The organism is Microbispora sitophila (assembly GCF_014892245.1).
Classification (GTDB): Bacteria; Actinomycetota; Actinomycetes; order Streptosporangiales; family Streptosporangiaceae; genus Microbispora; species Microbispora siamensis.
In genome coordinates this window covers 295,267-320,610 of the sequence record NZ_JADBGC010000005.1, presented here as the reverse complement: position 1 = coordinate 320,610, position 25,344 = coordinate 295,267, and the positions used below count along the sequence as shown (strand labels likewise).

Here is a 25,344-nt window from a genome sequence, read left to right as displayed (position 1 = left end):
GCGCGTGCCGTCCTCCGCGGCCCCGGATAGGGTGAGGGCCGTGAGGGAGCCGCTGGTGCGGCGGATGCGGGAGTTCGGCACGACCGTGTTCGCCACGATGACGAAGCTTGCCGTGGAGACGGGCTCGATCAACCTGGGCCAGGGTTTCCCCGACACCGACGGGCCGGAGCGCATGCTGGAGCGCGCGGTCGAGGCCGTGCGGAGCGGCCTCAACCAGTACCCGCCCGGACCTGGCCTCCCTGAGCTGAGGCAGGCGGTCGCCGAGCACCGCAAGCAGTGGTACGGCCTCGCCTACGACCCCGACGGGGAGGTCCTCGTCACCGTCGGCGCCACCGAGGCCATCGCCGCGGCGATCCTCGCGCTGTGCGAGCCGGGCGACGAGGTGGTCGTCTTCGAGCCGTACTACGACTCCTACGCCGCGGCCGTCGCGCTCGCGGGAGCCGTGCGCAGGGCGGTCACGCTGCGTGTGGACGCGGGGCGGTTCACCTTCGACCCGGCCGAGCTGGAGGCCGCGATCACGCCCCGCACCCGGGTGATCCTGGTGAACTCGCCGCACAACCCGACCGGGACCGTGTTCACCCGCGAGGAGCTGGAGTGCGTCGCCCGGGTCTGCCTGGAGCACGACCTGATCGCGGTGACCGACGAGGTCTACGAGCACCTCACCTTCGACGGCGTCGCGCACGTTCCGCTCGCCACGCTGCCCGGCATGCGCGAGCGCACGGTCATGATCTCCTCCGCGGGCAAGACCTTCAGCGTCACCGGCTGGAAGACCGGCTGGGTGTGCGCCCCTGCGCCGCTCGCGGGAGCCGTGCAGGCGGTCAAGCAATTCCTCACCTTCACCGCGAACGCCCCCTGGCAGGCCGCGGTCGCGTACGCCCTCCGGGAGGAGATGGAGTGGGTCGCGGCCCAGCGGGCGGCCCTGCAGGCCAAGCGGGACCGCCTCGTGACGGGTCTGACGGAGGCCGGCTTCGACGTGCTCCGGCCGGCCGGCACCTATTTCGTGCAGACCGACATACGGCCGCTCGGCTTCGACGACGGGCTGGAGCTGGCCCGGCGGCTGCCCGAGCTGGCGGGGGTGGTGGCCATCCCGACCCAGGTCTTCTACGACCACCCCGTACGGGGCCGGCACTTCCTGCGGTTCGCCTTCTGCAAGCGCGACGAGGTCATCGACGAGGCGGTGACCCGCCTGCGCCGCCTGTCCTGAGCGAAGCCGCCTGGATGCCGTGGCTTGAAAAGTCCTTATCGCGCACCGTCATATGGCATGTACTCTAAGTGATGGCGTCAACCGTGACGCGGCGCCGGATGGTGGAGACATGACCATGACTCTTCGCCTCGATGAGGCGCAGATGGAGGCCCTGCGGTGGTGCGCAGAGAGGGAAGGCCGCAGCATGCGGGAGATCGCCGCCGCGGCGGTGGAGGAGTACCTCCGGCGCGCCGCCGATGAGGAGGTCGAGCGGTTGGCGATCGAGGCGGTGCGCCGCTGGAAGCCGCTCCTCGACCGACTCGCTCAGTAGTCCGCGACGATGTGGTCCTTGCGAGTTGTGATCGCAGTGGCGTCGGGGAGGCTCACCGAGGTCGACGAGATCGCGGACGTGCTGCGCGGCTTCACCGCCTCATCCTGAGCAGACGGACCTGGCCGGCGGCGACGAGCGGGGTCGCCAGCCACAGGAAGGGCACCGCGGTGACCGCCCACCCGCTCACCGCAGCGGTCAGCAGCCAGTAGACCCCGATCCCCCAGTAGACCCAGGCGTTGCCGCGTAGGCGTCGCAGGTCGGCGTCCGGCCGGTGCAGGCGCTGCGCCAGCACCAGAGTGAACAGCGCGCCCTGGCAGAGCAGCAGGAGGGCCTCGTTGCCGGCGAACAGGCCGGTCGCCAGGGCCCTGCCGTCCGCCTCGGCCGGCAGGTGGCCCGCGTTGGTCTCGCCGAAGATCGACGTCGTGTACGGCAGGACGGCCACGAAGAACAGCAGCGGGATGTGCAGCAGGAGCATCGGCTGGGACACCCGCTCGATCTGGTCGAACAGCGTGTGATGGGCCCGCCAGGCGAACCAGAGCATGAGGAAGGCGATGGCGAAGGCCATGAAGGAGCCGGAGTGGTCGCCGAAGAACGCGCCGAGCCGCTGGAAGTCCTCGCCCTCAGGCCGGGGGAGTTCCAGGGCGAGCAGCGTGATGGCGATCGCGAAGATCGCGTCGGCGAAGACGCCGACGCGTTCGTGTGTGAGCCCGGGACGCACCTGAGGCGTGGCCATGCGGATCTCCAGGAAAGGGGGGCAGTGGCGAGCATTCTGGCAGAAGTCGCCTCGGACGGGAGCCGGGCGGCTGCGGGAAGGCCACACGCCCGGACGCCGTCGGGAACGGCCCTGCCGCTCGGCGCCGAGCTTGTCTGCCGAGCTTGGTGAAATCTGCCCATGGATGCGGTAGGGGTGGGCGAGACTCGCCAATGAAGGCCAGGATGGGGCTGGATAGTTTCCGGGTGTGGGCGGACGCGTACTGATCGCACTGGGCGGCAACGCCATGACGGCTCCCGACGGGAGCGCGTCCCCGGCCGACCAGCAGCGGGCGATCGGCGAGGCCATGGCCCACGTGGCGGCGCTCAGCAGGGCCGGGCACGAGGTGGTGCTCACGCACGGCAACGGCCCCCAGGTCGGCAACCTCCTGTTGAAGAACCAGCTCGCCGCCCACGTCGTGCCGCCCGTCCCGCTCGACTGGTGCGTGGCCCAGACGCAGGGCACGATCGGCACGCTCATCATGAACGCCCTGCAGCGTGAGCTGGGACACGCCCGGGTGGCGGCGATCGTCACCCGCACGCTCGTGGACCCGGCCGACCCGGCGTTCCAGGACCCCGTCAAGCCGATCGGGCGCTATTTCGGGGAGGACGAGGCGCGCCGATTCGAGGGACACGGCCAGGTTTGGCGGCGGTTCGACCGTGGGTGGCGGCGGGTGGTCGCCTCGCCGCGGCCCGTGGAGATCCTGGACGCCCCCGCCGCCGTCGCGCTCATCGACGCGGGGTTCATCGTCGTCGCCGCGGGAGGCGGGGGAGTGCCGGTCGTGCGCGGGGAGGACGGCACGCTGAACGGAATCGAGGCCGTGGTCGACAAGGACCTCGCCGCCGCCGTGCTGGCCGCCGCCGTCGGCGCCACCGAGCTCGTGATCGCGACGGACGTGCCGTACGCCGCCGTGGACTTCGGCACGCCCCGTGCCCGCCCGATCGGGGAGATCGACGTGGCCGCCCTGCGCGAGTTGCAGGCGGCCGGTCACTTCGCCGGAGGCAGCATGGGGCCCAAGGTCGAGGCCGCCCTGTGCTTCGCCGAGGAGACCGGGGGACGGGCCGTGATCACCTCGCTGCACCACATCGGTGCCGCGCTGTCAGGAAATATCGGTACGAGGGTGTACAGAGGGGTGGAGAGATAGTGCCGGATCCGATCGAGGTACGGAAGGTCCCCATCGAGAGCGTCACCGACGCCTCCGGGCTGGCGAGGCTGATCGACGACGGCGTGATCGAGGCCGACCGCGTGCTGGCCGTGATCGGCAAGACCGAGGGCAACGGCGGCGTGAACGACTACACGCGGATCCTGGCCGACCGGGCCTTCCGCGAGGTGCTCGTGGCCAAGGGCACGCGCACCGCCGAGGAGGTCGCGCAGGTGCCCCTGGTGTGGTCCGGCGGCACCGACGGCGTGCTCAGCCCGCACGCGACGATCTTCGCGACCGTCGATCCGGCCACGGCCGTACGGACCGACGAGCCGCGGGTGAGCGTCGGCGTGGCGATGAGCGAGGTGATCCTCCCCGAGGACATCGGCAGGCCCGCCATGGTCGAGAAGGTGGCCGCCGGGGTGCGCGAGGCGATGAAGATCGCCGGCATCGACAACCCGGCCGACGTCCACTACGTGCAGACCAAGACGCCGCTGCTCACGCTGTCCACGATCACCGACGCCAAGGAGCGCGGCCAGACGGTCGTCACCGAGGACACGCTGAAGTCGATGGACATCTCCAACTCCACCACGGCGCTCGGCATCGCGGTCGCGCTGGGGGAGATCGAGACGCCCTCGGCCGAGCAGATCCACAAGGACCTGTCGCTCTACTCGTCGGTCGCCTCGTGCTCCAGCGGCGTCGAGCTCGACCGGGCCCAGATCGTCGTGGTGGGCAACGTACGCGGGATCGGCGGGCGATACCGCGCCGGCCACTCCGTCATGAAGGACGCCCTCGACACCGACGGGATCTGGGAGGCCATCCGGAGCGCCGGAATCGACCTGCCCGAGCGCCCGCACCCGGACGACCTCGGCGACCGGCTGGTCAACCTGTTCATCAAATGCGAGGCCGACCCGTCGGGCCGCGTACGCGGGCGGCGCAACATCATGCTCGACGACTCCGACGTCCACTGGCACCGCCAGATCAAGGCGACCGTCGGCGGGGTGGCGGCGAGTGTGACCGGCGATCCGGCCGTGTTCGTCTCCGTGGCGGCGGTCCATCAGGGCCCGTCCGGTGGAGGTCCCGTGATCGCCATCGCGGATCTGGGCTGATCGGGCTTCCCGACTGGGGCTGATCCGCTGCCCGGCCTGGGCTGATCGGGCGGAAGGAGCGCGTACGGCACCGACCGGGGCGGGCGGTAGGGTCGCAGACATGCCGGCCATTCCGCAGCCCCTGCGCCCCGACGACGACGGCGGCACCGACGCGTCCGTCGCGGCGGCGCTGTCGGCGTTCCAGGACGGCACGGCGACCGCGGCCGACGTCCTGGCGGCGCTCGCCGGGACCAGGCTGCTGGTGCCCGTGGTCGCGCTGCTCACCGAGTCGGAAGTGGGGGAGCACGGCCTGCGCCAGGAGAAGGAGAGCGAGATGGCCCTCCCGAAACTGGTCGGCAAGGACGGCCGTGAGGCCGTGCTCGCCTTCACCGGCACCGAGCCGATGCGCAGGTGGCGCCCGGACGCCCGGCCGGTGCAGGCCACCACTCCGCAGGTCTGCCAGGCGGCGCGGCACGAGAGCGCCGCCGCCGTGGTGGTGGACGTGGCGGGGCCCGTCCCGTTCGTGATCGAGGGTGGCATGCTGCAGGCCCTCGCCACGGTGGAGGAGGCCAAGAGGGACACCTCCGCCGTGGACCGTCTCGCCCGCGAGGTGCCGGGCGCCACGGTGGCCCGTCTGGGGACCGCGGAGGAGAAGCGCCGCGGCCGCTGGTGGAGCCGCCGCCGCGCCTGAGCGGCCTCGCCCGCCACCCGGCCGGTGACGGCCACGTCGTTCGCAGGAACGCCGTAGTTCCCACGAACACCTGCGTTCCCAGGAACACCTGCGTTCCCACGAACACCGGCGTTCCCAGGAACACCGGCGTCCACAGGATCGCGGTCGTCCGTCCACAGGGGAGTCCGCATCCGGGGCCACGGCGGCGTGCGGGCGTTAGTGTCGGCCCCGTGTCCCTCGTCGTCCTCGCAGCCGCCGTCCTCGGCCTGATCGCCGGCGCGTACGCCCGGGAGGTCGCCGCCGGATTCGGCGCGGAGCCGGACGACCAGGGCAGGAGCCGCCGCGGGGAGGCGCGGGGGGCCTTCGCCGCCGCGGCCCGCGCCGTGCCGCTGCCCCGTCCGCCGTACGTGACCGAGAGCGTGACCGGGCTGGCCGCGGCGCTGGTGGCCTGGCGGGTCCACCACGGCTGGGTGCTCGCCGCCTGGCTGTACGCGGTGGCCGCGGGGGCCGCGCTCGCGGAGATCGACCGGAGAACCTGGCGGCTGCCCGACGCGATCACGCTGCCGTCGTACCCGATCCTGCTGGCCCTGCTCGCGCCGTCGGGCCGCCTGCTGCCCGCGGTGGCGTCGGGCTGCGCGCTCGGCGCGGTCTACGCCGTGCTGTGGTTCGCCCGCCCCACGGGCCTCGGGCTCGGCGACGTGAAGCTGGCCGGGCTGATCGGCCTGCTCACCGGCGCGCTCGGCGTGCAGGCCACGATCGTCGCCGGGATGGCGGGCCAGGTCCTCGGCGCGTTGTACGCCGTGGGGCTGCTCCTGGCCCGCAGGGCCACCCGCACGACCGAGTTCCCGTTCGGCCCGTTCATGCTCGCGGGGGCGCTCGTCGCAATGGCCTTTCCCGGCGCTTTTCCCGGGGCTTCCCCCGGCGGGTAGCACCCGCGGTTTTCCGGTCTGGGGGGATCCGCGTACGGTCATGGGGGTGTCAGGGGGACGTCGCAGTCGGGCACACATGGAAGACTTGTCACCATGCTGCGCTGGTTGACCGCCGGGGAGTCACACGGCCCCGAGCTTCTCGCGATCCTGGAAGGCCTGCCCGCCGGGGTGGAGGTGACCACCGCGGAGCTCGCCGAGGCGCTGCGCCGCCGCCGTCTCGGATACGGCCGCGGGGCGCGAATGAAGTTCGAGCAGGACGAGGTGACGATCTCCGGAGGCGTACGGCACGGCCGTACGCTCGGCTCGCCCGTCGCGATCCGCATCGGCAACACCGAGTGGCCGAAGTGGGAGACCGTGATGGCCGCCGACCCGGTGGACCCGGCGGTGCTGGAGGGCCAGGCGCGCAACGCGCCGCGGTCGCGGCCCCGCCCCGGCCACGCGGACCTCGCCGGCATGCAGAAGTACGGCTTCGACGACGCGCGGCCGGTGCTCGACCGGGCCAGCGCCCGGGAGACCGCCGCCCGGGTGGCGCTCGGACAGGTCGCCCGCTCCTTCCTCAAGCAGGCCCTCGGCGTCGACATCGTCAGCCACGTGGTCTCGATCGGTGAGGCCGTCGCGCCCCGCGACGTGCTCCCGGGCCCCGGCGACATGGAGGCGGTGGACGCCGACCCGGTGCGCTGCGTCGACCCGGCCGCGAGCGCGGCGATGGTCGCCGAGATCGACAAGGCGCACAAGGACGGCGACACCCTCGGCGGCGTGGTCGAGGTGGTCGCCTACGGCCTGCCGCCGGGCCTCGGCAGCTACACCCACTGGGACCGGCGCCTCGACGCCCGCCTCGCCGGGGCGCTCATGGGCATCCAGGCGATCAAGGGGGTCGCGGTCGGCGACGGCTTCGAGACGGCCCGCCGCCCCGGCTCACGGGCCCACGACGAGATCGAGAACACCCCCGAGGGCGTGCGCCGGATGACCAACCGGGCCGGCGGCGTCGAGGGCGGCATGACCAACGGCGAGCCGCTGCGGGTCAGCGCCGCGATGAAGCCGATCTCCACCGTGCCCCGCGCGCTCGCCACGGTCGACGTGCTGACCGGCGAGCCCGCCAAGGCGCACCACGAGCGCTCGGACGTCTGCGCGGTCCCGGCCGCCGCGATCGTCGCCGAGGCGATGGTGGCGCTGGTGCTCGCGGACGCGGCCGTCGAGAAGTTCGGCGGCGACTCCGTCGAAGAGGTCGCGCGCAACCTGTCGGGCTACCTGTCGTCCCTGGTCATCAAGTAATAGGGTTTGTGATCATGCAATCGGCGTCCCAAGGCCCCGCCGCGGTCCTCATCGGCCCGCCCGGCTCGGGCAAGTCCACGGTCGGGCGGCTCCTCGCGGACCGACTCGGCCTGCCGTTCCGCGACACCGACACCGACGTCGAGGCCGTCGCCGGCAAGGCCGTCAGCGACGTGTTCGTGGAGGACGGCGAGGAGAGGTTCCGCGAGCTGGAGGCGCAGGCCGTGCGCGACGCGCTGGAGACGCATCCCGGCGTGCTCGCGCTCGGCGGCGGCGCGATCCTGCACGAGCACACCCAGAAGCTGCTGTCCGGCCACCGGGTCGTGTACCTCCAGGTCGGGCTCGACCAGGCGGTCAAGCGGGTCGGCCTCGCCTCGGCCCGGCCGCTGCTGGTGCTGAACCCGCGCAGCCGGCTCAGGCAGTTGATGGAGCAGCGCCGTCCGATCTACGAGGGCCTCGCCGCGATCACCGTCGCCACCGATGGCCGCGAGCCCGAGGACGTGGCGACCGAGATCGAGGCGGCGCTGTGACCGCGACGCGCATCACCGTGCGGGGCGACAGCCCGTACGACGTCGTCGTCGGCACCGATGTGCTGCCGGAGCTGCCGGGCCTGCTGGACGCGAAGGTGCGCACGGTCGCCGTGATCCACCCCGCCGGGCTGCCCGAGATCGCCAGGCCGGTGCGCGAGACCCTGGAGGGCGCCGGGTTCGAGGTCGTCGCCCTGCCCGTGCCGGACGGCGAGGAGGCCAAGTCGGTCCACGTCGCGGCCGAGCTCTGGTCGGCGTTCGGCCGCTACGGCATCACGCGTTCCGACGCGGTCGTCGGGGTCGGCGGCGGGGCGACCACCGACCTGGCCGGGTTCGTGGCCGCGACGTGGCTGCGCGGCGTCCAGGTCGTGCAGGTGCCGACCACGCTGCTGGCCATGGTGGACGCGGCGGTCGGCGGCAAGACCGGCATCAACACGCCCGAGGGCAAGAACCTGGTCGGGTCCTTCCACCCGCCGAAGGGCGTGCTGTGCGACCTGGCCACGCTGGCGAGCGTGCCGCGCGAGGACTACGTCGCGGGCCTCGCCGAGATCATCAAGGGCGGATTCATCGCCGACCCCACGATCCTCATGCTGATCGAGGACGACCCCGCCGCCGCCCGCACCCCCGAAGGCGAGCACACCCGCGAGCTGGTCGAGCGCAAGATCCGGGTGAAGGCCGACGTCGTCGGGGCGGATCTGCGGGAAAGCGGCATCCGGGAGATCCTCAACTACGGTCACACCCTCGCCCACGCGATCGAGCGGGTGGAGGACTACCGCATCAGGCACGGCGAGGCCGTGGCCATCGGGCTGGTCTACGCCGCCGAGCTGTCCCGGCTCGACGGCCGCGTCGGAAGCGACGTCGTGGACCGCACGCGCTCGATCCTGGAGTCGGTCGGGCTGCCCACCTCCTACCGCGCCGACGCCTGGCCGCGGCTGCGCGAGCACATGCGGGTGGACAAGAAGGCCAGGGGAGCGGTGTTGCGGTTCGTCGTGCTCGACGACATCGGCAGGCCCGCCCGCCTGGAGAACCCCTCGGAGGAACTCCTCGAAGCCGCGTACCGGGAGGTCGCCCGATGAGGCAGGTGCTCGTGCTGAACGGGCCCAACCTGGGCCGTCTCGGCAGCCGGGAGCCCGACGTCTACGGCGCGCAGACCTTCGACGACCTGGCGGCGCTGTGCCGCGAGACCGGCCGAGAGCTGGGCCTGTCGGTGGAGGTCAGGCAGACCGACGACGAGGCCGAGCTGGTGAGCTGGATCCACGAGGCGGCCGACAGCAGGACCCCCGTGGTCCTCAACCCCGCCGCCTTCACCCACTATTCGTACGCGTTGCGCGACGCGATCGCGCAGCGTACGGCTCCGCTGGTCGAGGTGCACATCTCCAACCCGAACGCGCGGGAGGAGTTCCGCCACACCTCGGTCGTGGCGGCGGTGGCCACCGGGACGATCGCGGGGTTCGGCATGCGGTCGTACGAGCTCGCGCTGCGCGCGATCGCGGACATGGGCGAGTGACGAAAGAAGGGATCATGGGCTACCGGTCGTACGTGGCGGTCGGAGACAGCTTCACCGAGGGGCTCAACGACCCCCTCCCGGACGCGCCCCCTCCGGCGCCGGGGGAGGTGGTCCGCTACCGGGGCTGGGCCGACCGGGTAGCCGAGCGGCTCGCCTTGCTCGAGCCGGACTTCCGCTACGCCAACCTCGCGGTGCGGGGGAAGCTGATCGACCAGATCGTCGCCGACCAGGTGCCCGTGGCCGTCGGGCTGAAGCCCGACCTCATCAGCTTCTGCGCGGGCGGCAACGACCTCATCCGCCCCGGCGCCGACCCCGACCAGATGGCGAAGAAGCTGGCCGCCGCCGTACGCGACCTGCGGGCCACCGGCGCCGACGTCGTGCTGTTCACCGGGACCGATCCCCGGGACACTCCGATCATGCGGCAGCTGCGCGGCAAGTTCGCGATCTTCTTCATGCACGTCCGCTCGATCGCCGACCTGTACGGCTGCCACCTGGTGGACATGTGGTCGATGCAGGGGCTGCGGGACTGGCGGGCCTGGAGCGGCGACCGGCTGCACATGAACGCCGAGGGCCACCGCCTGGTCGCGGCCCGGGTCCTGCACGTGCTGGGCGTGCCGGGCGAGGACGACTGGCGCAAGTCCTGGCCGCCCCGGGAGCAGGTGGACCCGAGGGCCAAGCGCCGCGAGGACGTGCAGTGGCTCAGGGAGCACTTCGGCCCGTGGATCGGGCGGCGCCTTCGCGGCACGTCCTCCGGCGACGGCCTCGCTCCGAAGCGGCCCGACCTCAGCCCGCTGCCCCCTGCTTCCTGACCCTGCTTCCTGACCCTGCTCCCTCTCCCTGAACCAGCTCCCTCATGCAGGCCCGCGCCGCAATGTTCGCACCGGCAGTCCGGCCGGCGTGAACGCCGCCTCAGACCGGAGGACGTCGTACCACGGTCCGATGCGCGAAAGGCGGACATCGCGCAAAGCTCCTGCTTCATGACCACCGGAGTCGAGAACGGGAGCGACGATGGCCTGGAAGCGATGGCGCGCGCCATGGCGCGGGCGGGTGTGGCTGCTCGTCGTGCTCGCGGCCCTGCCGATCGCGGCGGCCGCCGTCGTGGCGGTGGCCTATCCGTCGGTCGCCGCCACGGCCTGCCCCGGCTGTTACGGTCTGCAGCGGCTGGCGCCGGACGTGTACGCGGAGTCGGGCCTGCCGCCGTTCCGGAGGCGGCAGGTGCTCATCGCCGTGGAGGAGGCGGAGCGGCGCGTCCGCGCCTTCTACGGCGGCAGGCAGGCCTCTCCCCGGATCCTCGCCTGCCTCAGCGACCGCTGTTACCGCCGGATCGGCGGCGGCGGTGAGCGGGGTGTCGCGGTGCTCAACCGCGCGGTGATGCTGTCACCGGACGGCGTGGATCCGGTCATCGCCTCCCACGAGATGTCGCACGTCGAACTGCACGACCGCCTGGTCACGGATGATGCGGTGCCGCAGTGGTTCGACGAGGGCCTGGCCGTTCTCGTCTCCGGCGACCCGCGCTACCTCGCGCCGGAGACGGCGGCCGACCGCTGCCTGGCGAGCACGGACGCCGCGCTGCCGGTGACGCTGGACGCCTGGTTGCGGGCGGCCGGCGCGGACGTGCGCACCTACGCGAAGGCGGCGTGCCAGGTGAGCCGATGGGGCGCCGCGAACGGCGGGCCGCGCGCCGTGCCCGACCTCGTACGGCGCCTGAACGCCGGGGAGACGTTCGGCGCGGTCACGAGGATGTGACCGGAGCCGGCGCGGCCGGGCCTCCCGGATGAGGCGGGACGCCGAGATGACCGCCGGGTCCGGCCCTGCAGAGGCGCGCGTCGTCCCCCTGGCCTGACCTCCGCCCGCCGGTCCCGGCTTCAGGAACCGGCGGTGAGGCGGCGCAGGGCGTCGCGGACCTTCGCGGGATCGGTGGTGCGCCAGAAGGGCGGCAGCGAGTTGAGCAGGAACCCGCTGTAACGGGCGGTGGCGAGCCTCGGGTCGAGCACGGCGACGACGCCCCGGTCGTCCATCGACCGCAGCAGCCGGCCCGCGCCCTGCGCCAGCAGCAGCGCGGCGTGGGTGGCGGCTACCGCCATGAAGCCGTTGCCCCCGGTGGCCGCCACGTGCCGCTGCCGGGCCGAGGCGAGCGGGTCGTCGGGACGCGGGAACGGGATCCTGTCGATGATCACCAGGGTCAGCGAGGGGCCCGGCACGTCGACGCCCTGCCACAGGGACAGCGTGCCGAACAGGCAGGTGGCGGGGTCGCCCGCGAACTGCTTGACGAGCTGCGAGGTCGAGTCGTCGCCCTGGCAGAGCAGCGGCACGTCGAGCCGCTCGCGCAGCGCCTCCGTGGCGGCCTTCGCGGCCCGCATGGAGGAGAACAGGCCGAGCGTCCGGCCGCCGGCCGCCTCGATGAGCTCGGCGATCTCGTCGACGTACGCCTCGGGCAGGCCGTCGCGGCCGGGCTGGGGGAGATGCGTGGCGACGTAGAGGATGCCCCGGCGCGGATGGTCGAACGGCGAGCCGACGTCGAGGCCGGTCCACTCCCCGGCCCGCAGGCCCCACTGTCGGGACAGGCTGTCGAACGAGCCGCCGAGCGCGAGCGTGGCGCTGGTGAGCACGACGGTGCGATCGCCGAAGAGCTTGTCGCGCAGCATGCCGCCGACCGACAGCGGCGCGACCCGCAGGGTGGGGGGAACGCGCCCGCGCCCCTCCTCCAGCCAGACGACCTCCGCCCGGTGGACCTCCTCGGATCGAGCGTCCGTGCCCCCGCTGTTCACGCCGCCGCCGTTCGCTCCGCCCCCGGAGCCGGCAGAGCCCCGGGAGTCCCCGGCGTCCTCCGCGTCGTCTCCGGCCTCGTCGCCGCGGGCCCCCGGGCCGAAGGCGTCGAGCATCCGCTGGGCGGTGTCGTGCACCTCGTCCAGCGCGGTGAAGGCGGCCTTGCGCAGCCCGGCGTTCTCCGGGTCGTCCTTGTCCTTGTTGCGCGGCCCGAGGGCCGTGATGCAGGCGAAGGCGGCGTCGCGCACCAGCGCGAGCGTCATCCCGAGCGACCCCGGCAACGTGTCGACGCGGCCGGGCGGGGCGACGGCCAGCAGGGCGCGCAGGTCCTCGCCCGCCTCCTGGAGCCGGTCGGCCACCCCCTGCTCGATCAGCCGTCCGGCCCGGCGTACGGCGAGGCTCACCGTGCTCTCCGACAGCTCCCCGGTGACCACCGACGTCACCCGGTCGACCAGCTCGTGCGCCTCGTCCACCACGACCACGTCGTGCTCGGGCAGGACCGCGAAGTCCTCCATGGCGTCGATCGCCAGCAGCGCGTGGTTGGTCACCACGACGTCGGCCGCGCCCGCGCGCTCCCGCGCGAGCTCGGCGAAGCAGTCGGCGCCGCTGGGGCACCGCTGGGCCCCCAGACACTCCCGGGCCGTCACGGAGAACTGCCGCCAGGCCTGGTCGCTCACGCCGGGCACGATCTCGTCGCGGTCGCCGGTCTCGGTCTCGTTGGCCCACTCCTGGATGCGCTGCACCATCCGGCCGGTGGCGCTGACCTCACGCGGGTCGAAGAGCTGGTCGTCCTCGTCCTCGGGCATCCCGGCGGCCATCTTGTGGCGGCACAGGTAGTTGCGGCGGCCCTTCAGGATCGCGAACTCGGGGCGGTGCGGCAGCAGGCTCTCCAGCGCGTCGGCCAGCCGGGGGAGGTCGCGGTCGACCAGCTGGCGTTGCAGGGCGATCGTGGCCGTGGACACCACCACGGCATCGCCGCTCTCGGCCGCGTGCCTGATCGCGGGCACGAGGTAGGCCAGCGACTTGCCGGTGCCGGTGCCGGCCTGCACCGCGAGATGCTCCTCGCTCTCGATGGCGTCGCGCACCGCCTGTGCCATCTTGACCTGCCCCGGGCGCTCGACGCCGCCCAGCGCGGTCACCGCGGAGGTGAGGAGTTCTTCGACGGGCGGAAGCTCGGGACGGTCCTTGGGCACGGAAGAACGCTACCCGGTGCCACCGACATCCGGTGCGTGTCCGCCTCACCACATCCTGGCGTTCCAGGAACTCCCCCCCGGCGCGCATGGCACACTGAGATGTCAGTGCTCTCAGGTCAACGGCGATCTACCCAGTGAGGTCGAAAAGGGACGGAACGGAAGTTTCGCGAGGGTTCCCGAGATCGAGTGGACGGAAAAGGGCAGGTAAAGGCACTATGTCTGCCATGTCGGAAGTTGTCCCACTGCCATCGTTCGGCGAGGTGTTCTTCGACGCACGAGGCCAGGACCGTGTGCTCCGGGTCACGTGGCACGACGGCACGCTGGTGCTGAGCCTGTGGCGGGGCGAGATGTGCACGGCCAGTTTCCGCATGCCCATGAACGACGTGGGACGGCTGATCGACACCCTGGACGAGGGTTTCGCCGAGGCGGGCGGCGAGGAGCAGGACGCCGGGACGGGACCGTTCCCGCAGCAGGGGATGCCGGGCCAGGAGGGCTACGCTCCCCAGGAGGCGTACCCCGCGCGCCCGCAGGACCAGGGGCAGGACGCCTACGCGACCCAGGTCCACGACCCGTACGCCACACAGGTCCACGACCCGTACGCGGCCGAGTCCCAGGACGCGTACGCGACGCGGGTCCAGGACGCCTACGCCGTTCCCGACGCGTACGCGGGGCAGCCCGGCGACGGATACGCGGCGCAGGACCCCTACGGCGCGCCGCAGAACGCGCCCCAGAACCCGTACGCCCAGGCGCGGGACGGGTACGCCGTCGATGAGGGCCACGTCACGGCGCCCGACGGCTACGGCCAGGCCCCGGACGGGTACGGCAGGGCCCGCGACGGCTACGCGCAGGGCGAGAACGGGTACGCCGCCCGGGACCGTCGTGGGACGCACGACGCCGGGTTCCCCGAGCAGCCCGTCCAGTCCGACTACGAGTACCCGGACTATCCCGGCGCCGATTATCCAGGCAACGGTTATCCAGGCACAGGGCAGTACGCCCGCCCGCCGGTGCCGCCGCCCGTCCCGGCCCCCGAGGCCTACCCGGCGCCCGCCGCGCTCGGCCCCAACGACGTGCTCGTCGCCCGGGGTACGCCGACCCAGGACCGCCTCGTCGCGTCCTCGGCCCAGACGGGCCCGCAGCCGGCCTACCCCCCGGCCCCGCAGCCGGCGGGGCAACAGCCCGGGGCGGTCGACCCGAACGACCCCCTCGGCCTCGGCGCGGTCCGGCCGTACATGAACGAGCAGTACGCGAACGAGCAGTACGTTAACGAACCGCCGCTCTACACCACGGGCGAGCGCCTGCGGCCGGACCAGTGGCCGGCCGGTCAGGGCCCGGACCAGCACGCCGAGCACGAGCGCCGCGGGGGGCGGCGCGCCGGGCAGCCCGCGACGGACTCCCCGATCCCGTGGTCGGACGAGGACGGGGAAGGCTGGGAGGCCTCGCGGGGATGGTGAGGGCCCCGGTCAGCGGGAGTCCCAGCTGTAAGTAACCTCGTCGTCTGATGGACACATCAACGGCACTGCAGTTCCTCCTGCTCCCGGCCGGCGCCCTCGGCGTCGCCGCCCTGGCCAGATGGCGAGACTGGTCGGCCCCACTGCTCCTGGTGGTGGCCGGCCTGGCCGCCTCCTACGTGCCCGGGGTTCCCGACTATCGCCTCGACCCCCACATCGTCCTGGTGGTCTTCCTGCCGCCGATGCTCTACTCGGCGGCGCTGGACAGCTCATATCTGCGGCTGCGCGACGCCGCCAGGCCCGTCGGCCTTCTGGCCGTCGGACTCGTCCTGGCGACCACCCTCGTGGTCGGCTTCGTCGCGCACGCGATCGTCCCCCAGCTCCCGCTCGCCGCTGCCTTCGCGCTCGGCGCGATCGTCGCCCCTCCCGACGCGGTGTCGGCGGTCGCCATCGGGCGCAGGCTCGGCCTGCCGCGACGGGCGCTGACCATCCTCGTGGGCGAGAGCCTGTTCAACGACGCCACGGCGCTGACCGCCTACCGGGTCGCGGTCGGCGCGATGACCGGCGCCGCCGCCGACCTGCTCGACATCGGCGGGCAGTTCCTCCTGGCCGCCGGCCTCGGCGTGGCGATCGGCCTCGCCATCGCCTACCTCGCCGGGTTCGTGCTGCGGCGGCTCGACGACGCGCTGATCGCCAACGGGGTCTCGCTGCTCGTGCCGTACGCCGCCTACCTCGCGGCCGAGGCCGTGCACGCCTCCGGCGTGATCGCCGTCGTGATCGTCGGCATCTACCTGGGCCACGAGCTCAGCAGGACGACGTACGGCACGCGCCTGCTGTCGGGCGCGGTCTGGAAGGTCGCCGACCTGGTGCTGGAGTCGATCGTGTTCGCCCTGATCGGCCTGCAACTGCGCCCGATCATCGCCGGGCTGGACGGCGAGCGGCCCGGGGAGCTGGCCACGTACGCGATCGTGCTGTTCCTGGTGGTCGTCCTCGTGCGGGTCGCGTGGGTGCCGCCGAGCACCTACCTGCCCCGGATGCTGTCGAAGCGGGTGCGCGCCCGGGAGCCCAAGACGCCGTCCTGGCAGAACGTGGTGCTGACGAGCTGGGCGGGCATGCGCGGGGTGGTGTCGCTGGCCGCGGCCTTCGCCCTGCCCGAGCACTTCCCCCAGCGCAACCTGCTGCTGTTCCTGACGTTCACGATCGTCGTGGGCACGCTGATCGTCCATGGGCTCTCGTTCCCCTGGCTGATCAGGCGGCTGGGCGTCTCCACCGCCCGGGAGCGGTACGCCGACGACCTCGCGGAGGCGGGCGCCCAGCAGGCCGCCGCCGCCGCGGCCCTCGCGCGGCTGGAGGAGCTCACCTCCGACGGCGTGCTGGACGTCCACGAAGAGGTGGTCGAGCAGTTGCGCAGCCGCTCCGAGCGCCGGGCCATGCACGCCTGGGAGCGGCTCGGCGGCGGCACCGGCCCCGAGGGCGAGGAGACCCCCGCCTCGCTCTACCGGCGGCTGCGCCGGGAGATGCTCGCCGCGGAACGCGAGGTGTTCGTGCGGCTGCGCGACGAGCGGCGCATCGACGACGAGGTCCTCCACCGGGTCATGCAGGAGCTCGACTTCGAGGAGGCGACGCTCGAACGCGGCTGAGCGGGCTCAGGACCGGCCTGCCGGCCCGCCGCTAGCCCAGGCGCTGGTCCACGAAGCACCACCGCCAGTCCTCGCCAGGCTCGAACGAGCGGATCACCGGGTGGCCGGTCTCCTTGTAGTGGGCGGTGGCGTGCTTGCCGGGAGAGGAGTCGCAGCAGCCGATGCGGCCGCACTCCAGGCACTTGCGCAGATGGACCCATCGCATGCCGAGCTCCAGGCACTCCTGGCAGCCTTCAGGTGTGAGCGGCTCAGGGTCGGCCGTCACGAGCAGGTGTTCGCAGTTCCCCATGCCGCAGATGCTACGGCCCGCGATCGGGTGCCCGTAGCGCCCTCCCGCGCCCGTGGGCCGTACGCCGAACCTCTACAAACTCCCCCTCGGGATCTGCACACCGCTTCCGTAGCTTCGTGGCCATGACGACGACGGTCGAAGACACGGGCGACTTCACCGCCTGGTTACGCGACTTCGAGGGCGCCGCGCTGCTGCGAAGCACGTGGGGCGACCCCGACTGGAATGCGGGAGCACGGCTGGAGCCCGCCCTCGTACGGAGCCTCCAGCGGTTCCAGGTGGGGGAGGACGGCGACGGGGCCCGGCTCATGGACAAGGCCCGCCGGGCGGGCGACCCCGTGTACGCGGAGGCCGTCCGCCTGTTCGTGGCGGAGGAGCGCGAGCACGCCCGCCTGCTGGGCCGGCTCCTGGAGGCGGCGGGCGCGGTGACGATCCCCGGCCACTGGACCGACGCGGCCTTCGTCCGGCTGCGGCGGCTCCTCGGACTGCGCACGGAGCTGATGGTCCTGATGCTCGCCGAGGTGGTCGCGCTCGGCTACTACCGGGTCGTGCGCGACGGCGTCAGGGACCTGCTCGCCTCGGAGGTCGCGGGCCGGATCCTCGCCGACGAGCTGCGCCACGTGCCCTTCCACTGTGACCGGCTGCGGCGGTCGTTCCGGGGGTCCTCCCGGCTCATGCGGGCGATCGCCTCGGCCCTGTGGTGGTCGCTGCTGGCGGGCGCACGGGCCGTGGTCACCCTCGACCACGGCGACGCCCTGCTGCGGGCCGGAGTGTCCAGGACCGCCTTCGCCCGCGAGGTCGTGGGATATTTCCGCGGGGTCGTCGCCGAGGTGATGACCCGATGACGCGGTGGAGGGCGGGGGTCTCGAAGGGCGGGCCCGGGCGTCGTTTCCGCGGCGGGCGGGCCGGGGTTGGGTAGGGTGATCGGCATGCGACTCCTCCCGTTCGCCGCCGCCTGCGCGGCCGCCGTCCTGCTCGTCTCCGGCTGCGCGAGCGCGGACAAGGCGCAGACGTGCGCCGAGGCGACGCAGGTGATCAGCCGGACCATCAGCGAGATCGGCAAGGTCGTGGACGACCCCGCCGCCATGCGCAAGAAGATCGAGGACGGCGCAGCCGACCTGGAGAACATGGCGAACAAGGCCGCCGACACCACGCTCAGGGACGCCCTTCAGGGGCTCGCCGACAGCCTCCAGAAGCTCAACGTCGACGACGCCAACGCGGCGGTGGACGCGGCGCAGAAGGTCGCCACCGACGGCGCGAACTACCTGCGCGAGGTCAGCAAGGCCTGCCTCTGACCCGGCCCCCCCGGCGCCGCCCTCTCCGCTCACGGGCGGTCCGCGGGGATGACCGGCTTTCCTCCGGCGGGACGGAGTGCGAGCGCGACCACCACGCCGGCCATGGAGATCACGGCGGCGACCAGGACGGCGGACCGCAGACCGCCGGCGGTGGCGGTGCGTAGCGCCTCCCCGGTCAGACCGGCGGTCCCGCGACCGGCCACGGCCACCAGGACGGCCAGGCCCGCGGCGCTGCCCGCCTGCAGGAGGGTGGAGGACAGGCCGGAGACCACGCCCTGCTCCCGCGGCGCCACGCCGGTCGAGGCGAGGATGAACATCGTGGAGAACCACAGGCCCGCGCCCAGCCCGAACCCGACGACGCCGGCCAGCAGACCGAGGTAGGACCCGTCGGCCGACAGGCGCCACGCCAGCACCGCCGTGCCCGTCGCGCCCACCGCCATGCCCAGGATCAATGTGCCGCGCAGCCCCAGGCGCGGGATGAGCCGTTCGGCGGCCAGGTTGCCCGCCGTGATCGCGAGGGTGGGCCCGAGGAAGGCCAGGCCCGACTGGAGGGCGTCGTAGCCGAGCACGTCCTGGAAGTGCAGCGTGAGGAAGTAGGGCACGCACTGCAGGGTCAGGCCGTAGACGAGGATGACCCCGGCCCCGGCGGCCGTGTGCCGGTTGGCGAGCAGTCGCGGCGGCAGCAACGGGTCGCGGCCCCGCGCCTCCGTCACGAGGAAGACGGCGAGCAGCCCGGCCGCCGCGGCGGCGGACGCCAGGACGCCGGGGGAGGTCCAGCCCCACTGGGGGCCCTGGGCGACGACGAACACGAGTCCCGTGACGCCCGCGGTGCCGGTGAGGGCCCCCGGCAGGTCGAATCCGCCGGCTCGCCGCCTCCCGTCCGGTGTCAGCACGGCGAGCGCCGCGGCGGCGCCCACCCCGGTCAGCGGCACGTTCACGAAGAAGACCGCCTCCCAGCCGAGCGTGCCGGTCAGGATGCCGCCGAGCAGCGCGCCGAGACTCAGCCCGGCGGCGCCGCACACCGCCCACACGGTCATCGCCCGGTTGCGCGCGGGCCCCTCCGCGAACATGGTGACGACCAGGGAGAGGGTCGCGGGCATCAGCACCGCGCCGCCGAGCCCCTGCAGCGCCCTGGCGCAGATCAGCGGTGCGGGGGAGGAGGCCAGCCCGCCGAGCAGCGAGGCGACGCCGTACAGCACCATGCCGGCGACGAACATGCGCCGCCTGCCGAGCAGGTCGGACAGACGGCCCCCGAGCAGCAGGAAGCCGCCGAAGGGCACCGCGTAGCCGCTGACCACCCACTGCAGCGCGTACGGGGAGAACCCCGCGTCGCGGGCGATCTGCGGCAGCGCGACGTAGACGATGGTGAAGTCCAGGGCGGTGATCGAGCTGCCCAGGCCGAGAAGTACGAGAGGGATCACGGATCGCATGCAGGCAGCCTGATCGCGGCCCCGGGCCCCAGCCAGCCCCGAGTTCTGACTACTCAAAAGTTGCCTAGGCTGGACGATCGTGGATCGAGGGGTCGAGCTGAGCGAGTTCCTCAAGTCCCGCAGAGCGCGGGTGCGGCCGGAGGACGTCGGCCTGCCGTACACGGGCAACGGGACGCGGCGCGTGCGCGGCCTGCGCCGTGAGGAGCTGGCGCTGGCGGCGGGGGTCAGCGTCAGTCACTACACGCGCCTGGAACAGGGCAACAGCAGGAACGTCTCGGCCGAGGTGCTGGACGCGATCGCCGACGTGCTGCGGCTCACCGGGGACGAGCGGGTCTATCTGCACGCGCTGGCCCGCCCGGCGCATCGGCGCGACGACGTCGCGCAGGCCCCGATCAGACCGGGGCTGCAGCGTGTCCTGGACTCGCTGGTGCTCACTCCGGCACTCGTCCTCGGACGGCACGCCGTCGTGGTCGCCTGGAACAGGCTGGCGGCCGCCGTCTTCGCCGACTTCGCCGCGATCCCGGAAGAGCGCAGGACGATCGCCCACCTGATCTTCCTGAACGAGGAGATCAGGCGTATGCACGGGGAGGGGTGGCCGCGGCTCGCCCGGGAGCACGTGGCCCAGCTCCGCGTCCTGGCCGCGCGTTATCCGACGAACCCGCAGATCATGGAGCACGTCGACACCATCTGCGGGCAGAGCCCCGAGTTCCGGAGGCTGTGGCACGAGCACCACGTGGCCGCCGCGACGCACCGCGACTACGTCCTCGACCACCCGGTCGTGGGCGAGCTGCGGCTGTCCGCCGAGCTCGTCGGCCTGCCCGGCGACCCTGAGTTGCAGGGGATGGACCTGTTCGCCGCCGAGCCCGGTTCGGAGTCGGAGGACAGGCTGCGCCACCTGGCCGCCACGACGACGCGGGTGGGGTCGTCCCCTCCGCACAGTAGAAGTGGCAACCCGGCAAATCTAGGGGAAAAGGGGCAGAAATAGCGTTCTCGTATGGAAGAGAACGAACCCGACCCCCGCTTCGTCCTCGCCAACGAGCGTACGTTCCTTACCTGGATCAGCACCTCCCTCGCGCTGAGCGCGGGCGGCATCGCCATCGCGGTCGTCCCCGAGGACGTCTTCGTGCCGTGGGTGCGCACGCTGCTCGCCGTGGTGCTCGTGCTGCTGTCCGCCGTGGCGGCCGGCTCCGCCTATCCCCGCTGGCGGCACATCGACCGGGCGCTCCGGCAGGACCGCGCGCTCCCGCCGCCCGCCCTGGCCCCCATGTTCGGGTACGGCGTGGCCGCGGTGGCCGTCCTGGCCCTGCTCCTCATCCTCATGGCGCGGTGAGCGGCCGGTGAGCGGCGAGCCGAGGCCGGGCCTGCACAGCGAGCGGACCCGGCTGGCCTGGGTCCGCACCGCCGTGACGATGTCGGGCTCGGCCGTCGGGGCGGCGGGGATCATGGTCCGTCACGATCTGCCCGGCCTCGCCGTCCTCTTCGCGGCGGCGGCGCTGGCCGGGGCGGTCCTGCTGCTGCGCACAGGGAGACGGCACCGCGCCCTGGAGCGGACGCTCCGGCACGGGCGTCCGCTCGACCACCGGCTGGACGCCGGCATCGCCTGGGCGGGCGCGCTGGCCGTCGCCGCCGCGGCGCTGGTCGCGATCCTCACGCTCACGAGGTGAGCCGGGGCCCTGCGGCCCTCCGGCGGATCGCCGTGAAGGCCCCGCACGTCCGCCGTGCCCCGGCAGGTGGTCGTCAGATCGCCGGCACGGCGTCCATGCTGTGCGGGCGCGGGCTGGTCTCCAGCCGGACGCCGCCGATGGCCGTCACCGCCGCCTTGTCCGCGTTCTTCCCCGCCCACGCCTCCGCCTGCTTGCGCAGGGTCCGGTCGGGAGAGAGCAGAGTGTCCGCCATCATCGAGAAGAGGCTCGTGCACGCCTTCGATCTGACGCCGAGATCGCAGCGGGCTTTCACGGAGAGCACCTTGTCCGGCCCGTCGTACCAGATATAGACGGACATTTGGAGCCTTGCGGCGTCACCGGGCCGGCAGATCATTCCCATCGTGGCGCCGGTCAACGGGTCGGAGGCCGCGGACCTCGCGCATCTCCAGGAAGCGGCCGCCTGCAGCCAGCTCACCGCGACCATGTCGACCGTCACCTTGGGCAGGTACCGCTGCTTCGCCGTGGGGAACCTCCCGGGGAAGGAAGGCGCGGGGGCGTCCGTCACCGGCTCTGTGGTCGCCAGGCCCACGGCGGCGCCGGCAGCCCCGCCCAGCACCAGTGCTGCGATCAGCGTCCCCACCGTGACCAGCACGAATACCGCGGTTCCCGGGCGGCGGGGACGGGGGGCCACGCCGGGATGCGTGTACGGGGGCGCCTGCTGGAGGGCGTACGGCTGGGCCGCCTGCGCCCCGGGTGTCTGCGGCCAGGGCGAGGCCGTGGACGGATGGCCGGGCGCAGGCCAGGGAGGCGGCACGGTGGGGCCCTGCTGTGCGGGTGTTCCGGGAGGCGGCGGCACGGTGGGGCCCTGCTGGGCGGGTGTTCCGGGAGGCGGCGTCCGCACCGGCTGCCAGGCGGCGCCGTCCCACCGGAACCTCCCGTCGGGAGAGTATGGCCAGCGGGGTGGAGCCGCCATCAATATCTCCTCTTCATCGTGAGTTCGATGGACCGGGTGTTCGCGTTCCGCTCCAGCGCGTACTCCCAGTCGAGAATGAAGGCCATGTCCCCGTCGCCCGCGATCTGCTCGGCCAGCCAGCCGCCGACCTTCTTGACCGTCGGGGGATCGTCACGGTGGGGCAGGGCCGCGAACCACGACATGTAGTCCAATCCGGCCGCCGCCGTAGTGCTGTCCGGATTGATGATCCTGGCCTCGACCTTGCTGATGTATTCGTGGAAGTCCACCACGGTGACGGCGCGGAAGAGGTCTGCTTCGAACCGGACCTTGCCGATCCTCAGCTCACAGGACCAGAACTGCCTCTTGTCGGCGCAGGTGTGCCCCTGGCCCCGCAGTGCCTCGACCACGGTGCCGATCTTGAGGCCGGGAACGCAGTCGTGGCCGCAGTATCGCGTGTCCTGCTTGCGAACGTTGTAGGCGACGGCGTAAGCGCCGACGCCGGCGAGCAGGAAGACGACCAGGCCGATCGCCCCGACCACGATCCGGCGGGACCCGCGGCCACTCTGCGTCAACTCCACAGTCACGAAGACGGAGTATGGCAAGGATTCCCAACAGATGGGGACAAGGATCGCGAATCCCGCCGATCGACCCGGCCGGTGCCGCAGTCGCGACGATCACGGTGTGATCGGCGGTCAGTCGCCCGCGGCGGCGATGGTTTCGGCGACCTCCTCCGCCCGTTCCTCCTCCTCGCGGGCGAAGCGCTCCGCGTCGAGACGCTCGGCGATCTCCTCGTCCTGCCGCATCAGCGCGTCGAGGCTCTGCCCGGCCATCTCGAGCACGCCCATGTCGGCGTACGCCTTCTGGAGGCGGGGACTCCACAGGCCGATGTCCTTCACGCAGGGGACGATCCGGCTGAACAGCAGCGAACGGAACAGCCGCAGGTACTCCGACCGGTCCACGCACTCCATGGCCTCGGCGGACTCCTGCCGCGACAGGCCGACGGTCTCCCAGATCTCCTCGCCGCGCAGCCGGTCGCGCATGAGATAGCAGCCCTCGATCACGAAGTCCTCGCGCTCGCGCAACTCGGCGTCGGACAGGTTCCGGTAGTAGTCGCGCAGCGCCATCCGGCCGAACGCCACGTGCCTGGCCTCGTCCTGCATCACGTACGCGAGGATCTGCTTGGGCAGCGGCTTGGTGGTGATGTCACGCATCACCCCGAACGCGGCCAGGGCCAGGCCCTCGATCAGCACCTGCATGCCGAGGTAGGGCATGTCCCACCGCGAGTCGTTCAGTGTGCTGTCCAGCAGCGCCTTGAGGTGCTCGTTGATGGGGTAGGCGAGCCCGACCTTCTCCTGGAGGAACCGCGCGTACGTCTCGGCGTGCCGTGCCTCGTCCATCGTCTGGGTGGCGGCGTAGAACTTGGAATCGAGGTCGGGCACCGACTCGACGATGCGGGCCGAGCAGATCATGGCGCCCTGCTCGCCGTGCAGGAACTGGGAGAACTGCCAGGCGGCGTTGTGCCTGCGCACCTCGTCGCGCTGCCGCCGGTCCATGCGCTCCCACAGTGGCGAGCCGTAGATCGCGAGGGTGGTGTCGGGAACGCCGAGCACGTCGCAGGGGTCGACCTCGAGATCCCAGTCGATCCGCTTGACGGAGTCCCACTGCTTGTCCTTGCCCTTCTGGTAGAGGGCGAGCATGCGGTCCCGGCCGTCGTCGTACTCCCAGGTGAACCGGGCCGCCCCGGTCATCTCCACGTCCCACGTGGAAAGCTCGGCGGGGATGGTGTAGAGCTCGTGGGTCGACACGGGGGACCTCCCTTGACGTACACCGTACGTATCCCTGCGAGCGTGTCACGTACGCTGTACGTACGTCAATGGACGGGCGGACGTCCGCGGCGAGAGAGGATTCGGTCATGCTCAACCGGAACCGCATCGTCACCGTCGCCGTGGAACTCATCGAGAGGGAGGGCGCCGACGCCGTCTCGATGCGCAGGATCGCCGCGGAACTGGGCGTCGGCGTCATGTCGCTGTACAACCACGTGCCCAGCAAGGCCGCGCTGCTCGACGCCGTCGCCGAGGACGTGCTGTCGCGGATCGGCTTCACCGACGACCCGTCCGCCCACTGGACCGAGCGGGTGCGCATCCAGGCGCGGGCGTTCCGGCGCATCGCCCATCACTATCCCCGTTCCACGATGGTCGTGGTGAGCAGGCAACTGGGCTCGACCGCGGGCCTCCTCCCGGTGGAGCGCGCCCTGGCGACCCTGCGCGAGGCGGGCTTCGACGGCCGGGAGGCCGTCCGGATGCTGCGGATGTTCATCGCGTACGTCGTCGGGTCGCTGCTGCGGGAGGTGGGGGTGACCCCCACGTTCGCCCCCGTGCGGGCCGACGGGGTGATCGCCGAGGTGGACCCGGCGCTGTTCCCCGTGGTGAGCGAGTTGCGGCCGCATCTGGACTCCTGCGACCACGACGAGGAGTTCGAGTTCGGCCTGGAACTGCTGGTCCAGGCGATGGCCGTGAGGGCCGCCGCGCGGACGGACGCTCAGGCCGGGCGCGGGACCGGCGAGCGGGCCGGTCGTGGAGGCGCCCGGCAGTAGGCCGCCGGGCGCCTCCGCCCGGGTCAGTACCAGTTGTGGGACCGGAAGTGGCCCCAGGCGCCGCACGGCGAGCCGTAGCGGCCCTTGATGTACCGCAGCCCCCACCTGATCTGGGTCTGCGGGTTGAACCGCCAGTCGCCGGCGACGTAGCCCATCTTCCGCCCGGGCAGCGCCTGCGGGATGCCGTAGGCGCCCGAGCCCTGGTTGTACGCCCGGTGGTCCCAGTTGCTCTCCCTGGTCCACAGGCTGTCCAGGCATTGGAACTGCTCGCCCGACCAGGTGCGGCGGGTCACGAGCCGGAAGGCGTACGCCTTGCTGCGGACCTTCGCCGGCGCCCGGCCGAACCGGGGCGGCTGCGCCGCCACCCGCGTGGTCCACACTCCGACGTGGGTGACGGGCCGCACGTTTTCCCCGGTCCGCTCCGCGGCGGCCCACTCGTCGGCCCACGCCACGCCGCTCCCGCCACCGGCCACGGTGGCCGCGATGACGGCGGCGACTGTGTTGCGTAGAACGCTGTTGCTGTCCAAATCGGTCCTTGTCGTCGGGTCGCGTGCGGAGGGCGGGCGCGCGTGGCGCCCGCCGTGCGGCCGCGCGCCCATGGCGTGGGCGCCGCCGTCCGCTCGGCCCGCACCGGATCACCAAGAGCTTCCGGCGGGCACCGCGACGGGTCCTCACGCGGATTGAAATACGGCCGCCCGCCTC

At 72.5% G+C, this 25,344-nt stretch carries 28 protein-coding genes; 20 read left to right on the top strand and 8 right to left on the bottom strand.

Features of this window, described 5'->3' with window-relative positions:
- The first annotated feature begins 40 nt into the window (after positions 1–40).
- Together IL992_RS11595 and IL992_RS11590 are read left to right on the top strand one after the other, a co-directional pair.
- Positions 41–1,204 carry a pyridoxal phosphate-dependent aminotransferase gene (locus tag IL992_RS11595; protein ID WP_193203325.1) on the top strand — a complete coding sequence of 388 codons (1,164 nt, stop codon included), beginning with the start codon at positions 41–43 and terminating at the stop codon, positions 1,202–1,204.
- Between the two features lie 109 nt (positions 1,205–1,313).
- On the top strand, positions 1,314–1,514 hold the full coding sequence (locus tag IL992_RS11590) for a ribbon-helix-helix protein, CopG family (RefSeq protein WP_193203324.1): 201 nt from the start codon (positions 1,314–1,316) through the stop codon (positions 1,512–1,514).
- A 91-nt stretch (positions 1,515–1,605) separates the two neighbouring features.
- On the opposite strand, the gene IL992_RS11585 is transcribed toward IL992_RS11590, so the two are convergent.
- Positions 1,606–2,247, bottom strand: coding sequence for a TMEM175 family protein (locus IL992_RS11585; RefSeq protein WP_193203323.1), 642 nt, complete (start codon positions 2,245–2,247; stop codon positions 1,606–1,608).
- 226 nt (positions 2,248–2,473) lie between these two features.
- Between IL992_RS11585 and IL992_RS11580 the strand changes: the two genes are divergently transcribed.
- The 10 genes from IL992_RS11580 (at position 2,474) to IL992_RS11535 (ending at position 11,142) form a co-directional block, all read left to right on the top strand.
- Positions 2,474–3,409 carry a carbamate kinase gene (locus IL992_RS11580; RefSeq protein ID WP_319018489.1) on the top strand — a complete coding sequence of 312 codons (936 nt, stop codon included), beginning with the start codon at positions 2,474–2,476 and terminating at the stop codon, positions 3,407–3,409.
- Complete coding sequence (locus IL992_RS11575) at positions 3,409–4,515, top strand: barbiturase (RefSeq protein WP_193203322.1); 1,107 nt, start codon at positions 3,409–3,411, stop codon at positions 4,513–4,515. Before IL992_RS11580 ends, IL992_RS11575 begins: the two co-directional genes overlap by 1 nt.
- A 100-nt stretch (positions 4,516–4,615) precedes the next feature.
- Entirely contained in the window at positions 4,616–5,185 is a 570-nt protein-coding gene (locus IL992_RS11570) for an SseB family protein (protein WP_193203321.1), read from the top strand.
- Between the two features lie 209 nt (positions 5,186–5,394).
- A complete protein-coding gene (locus IL992_RS48290) occupies positions 5,395–6,093 on the top strand; it encodes a prepilin peptidase (RefSeq protein ID WP_193203320.1) in 699 nt (232 codons plus the stop codon).
- Positions 6,094–6,186: 93 nt separating this feature from the next.
- Positions 6,187–7,365 carry a chorismate synthase gene (gene aroC / locus IL992_RS11560; protein ID WP_193203319.1) on the top strand — a complete coding sequence of 393 codons (1,179 nt, stop codon included), beginning with the start codon at positions 6,187–6,189 and terminating at the stop codon, positions 7,363–7,365.
- 14 nt (positions 7,366–7,379) lie between these two features.
- Positions 7,380–7,892: a shikimate kinase gene (locus tag IL992_RS11555; protein WP_193203318.1), complete on the top strand. Its 513-nt coding sequence runs from the start codon at positions 7,380–7,382 to the stop codon at positions 7,890–7,892.
- Positions 7,889–8,965, top strand: coding sequence for a 3-dehydroquinate synthase (gene aroB, locus IL992_RS11550; RefSeq protein ID WP_193203317.1), 1,077 nt, complete (start codon positions 7,889–7,891; stop codon positions 8,963–8,965). Before IL992_RS11555 ends, aroB begins: the two co-directional genes overlap by 4 nt.
- Complete coding sequence (gene aroQ / locus IL992_RS11545; protein ID WP_079314096.1) at positions 8,962–9,396, top strand: type II 3-dehydroquinate dehydratase; 435 nt, start codon at positions 8,962–8,964, stop codon at positions 9,394–9,396. Before aroB ends, aroQ begins: the two co-directional genes overlap by 4 nt.
- A 14-nt stretch (positions 9,397–9,410) precedes the next feature.
- Positions 9,411–10,205: an SGNH/GDSL hydrolase family protein gene (locus IL992_RS11540; protein ID WP_193203316.1), complete on the top strand. Its 795-nt coding sequence runs from the start codon at positions 9,411–9,413 to the stop codon at positions 10,203–10,205.
- Positions 10,206–10,404: 199 nt separating this feature from the next.
- On the top strand, positions 10,405–11,142 hold the full coding sequence (locus tag IL992_RS11535) for a hypothetical protein (protein WP_193203315.1): 738 nt from the start codon (positions 10,405–10,407) through the stop codon (positions 11,140–11,142).
- Between the two features lie 119 nt (positions 11,143–11,261).
- Here IL992_RS11535 and IL992_RS11530 read toward each other — a convergent pair whose 3' ends face one another.
- Positions 11,262–13,355 carry an ATP-dependent DNA helicase gene (locus IL992_RS11530; RefSeq protein WP_193203314.1) on the bottom strand — a complete coding sequence of 698 codons (2,094 nt, stop codon included), beginning with the start codon at positions 13,353–13,355 and terminating at the stop codon, positions 11,262–11,264.
- 224 nt (positions 13,356–13,579) lie between these two features.
- Between IL992_RS11530 and IL992_RS11525 the strand changes: the two genes are divergently transcribed.
- Together IL992_RS11525 and IL992_RS11520 are read left to right on the top strand one after the other, a co-directional pair.
- The gene (locus tag IL992_RS11525) at positions 13,580–14,806 is read left to right on the top strand and encodes a hypothetical protein (RefSeq protein WP_193203313.1); all 1,227 of its coding nucleotides are present in this window, start codon (positions 13,580–13,582) and stop codon (positions 14,804–14,806) included.
- 47 nt (positions 14,807–14,853) lie between these two features.
- Entirely contained in the window at positions 14,854–16,443 is a 1,590-nt protein-coding gene (locus IL992_RS11520) for a Na+/H+ antiporter (RefSeq protein ID WP_193203312.1), read from the top strand.
- 31 nt (positions 16,444–16,474) lie between these two features.
- On the opposite strand, the gene IL992_RS11515 is transcribed toward IL992_RS11520, so the two are convergent.
- Complete coding sequence (locus tag IL992_RS11515) at positions 16,475–16,732, bottom strand: ubiquitin carboxyl-terminal hydrolase 14 (protein ID WP_193203311.1); 258 nt, start codon at positions 16,730–16,732, stop codon at positions 16,475–16,477.
- Between the two features lie 122 nt (positions 16,733–16,854).
- Here IL992_RS11515 and IL992_RS11510 point away from each other — a divergent pair, with 122 nt between their 5' ends.
- Together IL992_RS11510 and IL992_RS11505 are read left to right on the top strand one after the other, a co-directional pair.
- On the top strand, positions 16,855–17,574 hold the full coding sequence (locus tag IL992_RS11510) for a ferritin-like domain-containing protein (protein WP_193203310.1): 720 nt from the start codon (positions 16,855–16,857) through the stop codon (positions 17,572–17,574).
- An 84-nt stretch (positions 17,575–17,658) separates the two neighbouring features.
- Complete coding sequence (locus IL992_RS11505; RefSeq protein WP_193203309.1) at positions 17,659–18,024, top strand: hypothetical protein; 366 nt, start codon at positions 17,659–17,661, stop codon at positions 18,022–18,024.
- 29 nt (positions 18,025–18,053) lie between these two features.
- Here the strand turns inward: IL992_RS11505 and IL992_RS11500 are convergent, their stop codons facing one another.
- Entirely contained in the window at positions 18,054–19,454 is a 1,401-nt protein-coding gene (locus IL992_RS11500) for an MFS transporter (protein WP_193203308.1), read from the bottom strand.
- Between the two features lie 79 nt (positions 19,455–19,533).
- On the opposite strand from IL992_RS11500, the gene IL992_RS11495 reads away from it, so the two are divergent.
- From IL992_RS11495 to IL992_RS11485, 3 genes are read left to right on the top strand one after another with little or no spacing between them, the layout of a single operon-like run.
- The gene (locus IL992_RS11495) at positions 19,534–20,439 is read left to right on the top strand and encodes a helix-turn-helix domain-containing protein (RefSeq protein ID WP_193203307.1); all 906 of its coding nucleotides are present in this window, start codon (positions 19,534–19,536) and stop codon (positions 20,437–20,439) included.
- Positions 20,440–20,448: 9 nt separating this feature from the next.
- Entirely contained in the window at positions 20,449–20,784 is a 336-nt protein-coding gene (locus IL992_RS11490; protein ID WP_193203306.1) for a YidH family protein, read from the top strand.
- A gap of 7 nt (positions 20,785–20,791) precedes the next feature.
- Positions 20,792–21,118: a DUF202 domain-containing protein gene (locus IL992_RS11485; protein WP_193203305.1), complete on the top strand. Its 327-nt coding sequence runs from the start codon at positions 20,792–20,794 to the stop codon at positions 21,116–21,118.
- Positions 21,119–21,191: 73 nt separating this feature from the next.
- Here IL992_RS11485 and IL992_RS11480 read toward each other — a convergent pair whose 3' ends face one another.
- The 3 genes from IL992_RS11480 to IL992_RS11470 all read right to left on the bottom strand — a co-directional run bounded on the left by IL992_RS11480 (position 21,192) and on the right by IL992_RS11470 (position 23,854).
- Positions 21,192–22,070: a hypothetical protein gene (locus IL992_RS11480; RefSeq protein ID WP_193203304.1), complete on the bottom strand. Its 879-nt coding sequence runs from the start codon at positions 22,068–22,070 to the stop codon at positions 21,192–21,194.
- Complete coding sequence (locus tag IL992_RS11475) at positions 22,070–22,633, bottom strand: hypothetical protein (RefSeq protein WP_193203303.1); 564 nt, start codon at positions 22,631–22,633, stop codon at positions 22,070–22,072. The genes IL992_RS11480 and IL992_RS11475 overlap by 1 nt, the downstream gene beginning before the upstream one ends.
- 108 nt (positions 22,634–22,741) lie before the next feature.
- On the bottom strand, positions 22,742–23,854 hold the full coding sequence (locus IL992_RS11470) for a ferritin-like domain-containing protein (protein ID WP_193203302.1): 1,113 nt from the start codon (positions 23,852–23,854) through the stop codon (positions 22,742–22,744).
- 107 nt (positions 23,855–23,961) lie between these two features.
- On the opposite strand from IL992_RS11470, the gene IL992_RS11465 reads away from it, so the two are divergent.
- A complete protein-coding gene (locus IL992_RS11465; RefSeq protein WP_193203301.1) occupies positions 23,962–24,642 on the top strand; it encodes a TetR/AcrR family transcriptional regulator C-terminal domain-containing protein in 681 nt (226 codons plus the stop codon).
- Positions 24,643–24,665: 23 nt separating this feature from the next.
- Here the strand turns inward: IL992_RS11465 and IL992_RS11460 are convergent, their stop codons facing one another.
- Positions 24,666–25,169, bottom strand: coding sequence for an aggregation-promoting factor C-terminal-like domain-containing protein (locus IL992_RS11460; RefSeq protein WP_193203300.1), 504 nt, complete (start codon positions 25,167–25,169; stop codon positions 24,666–24,668).
- Positions 25,170–25,344: the final 175 nt, after the last annotated feature.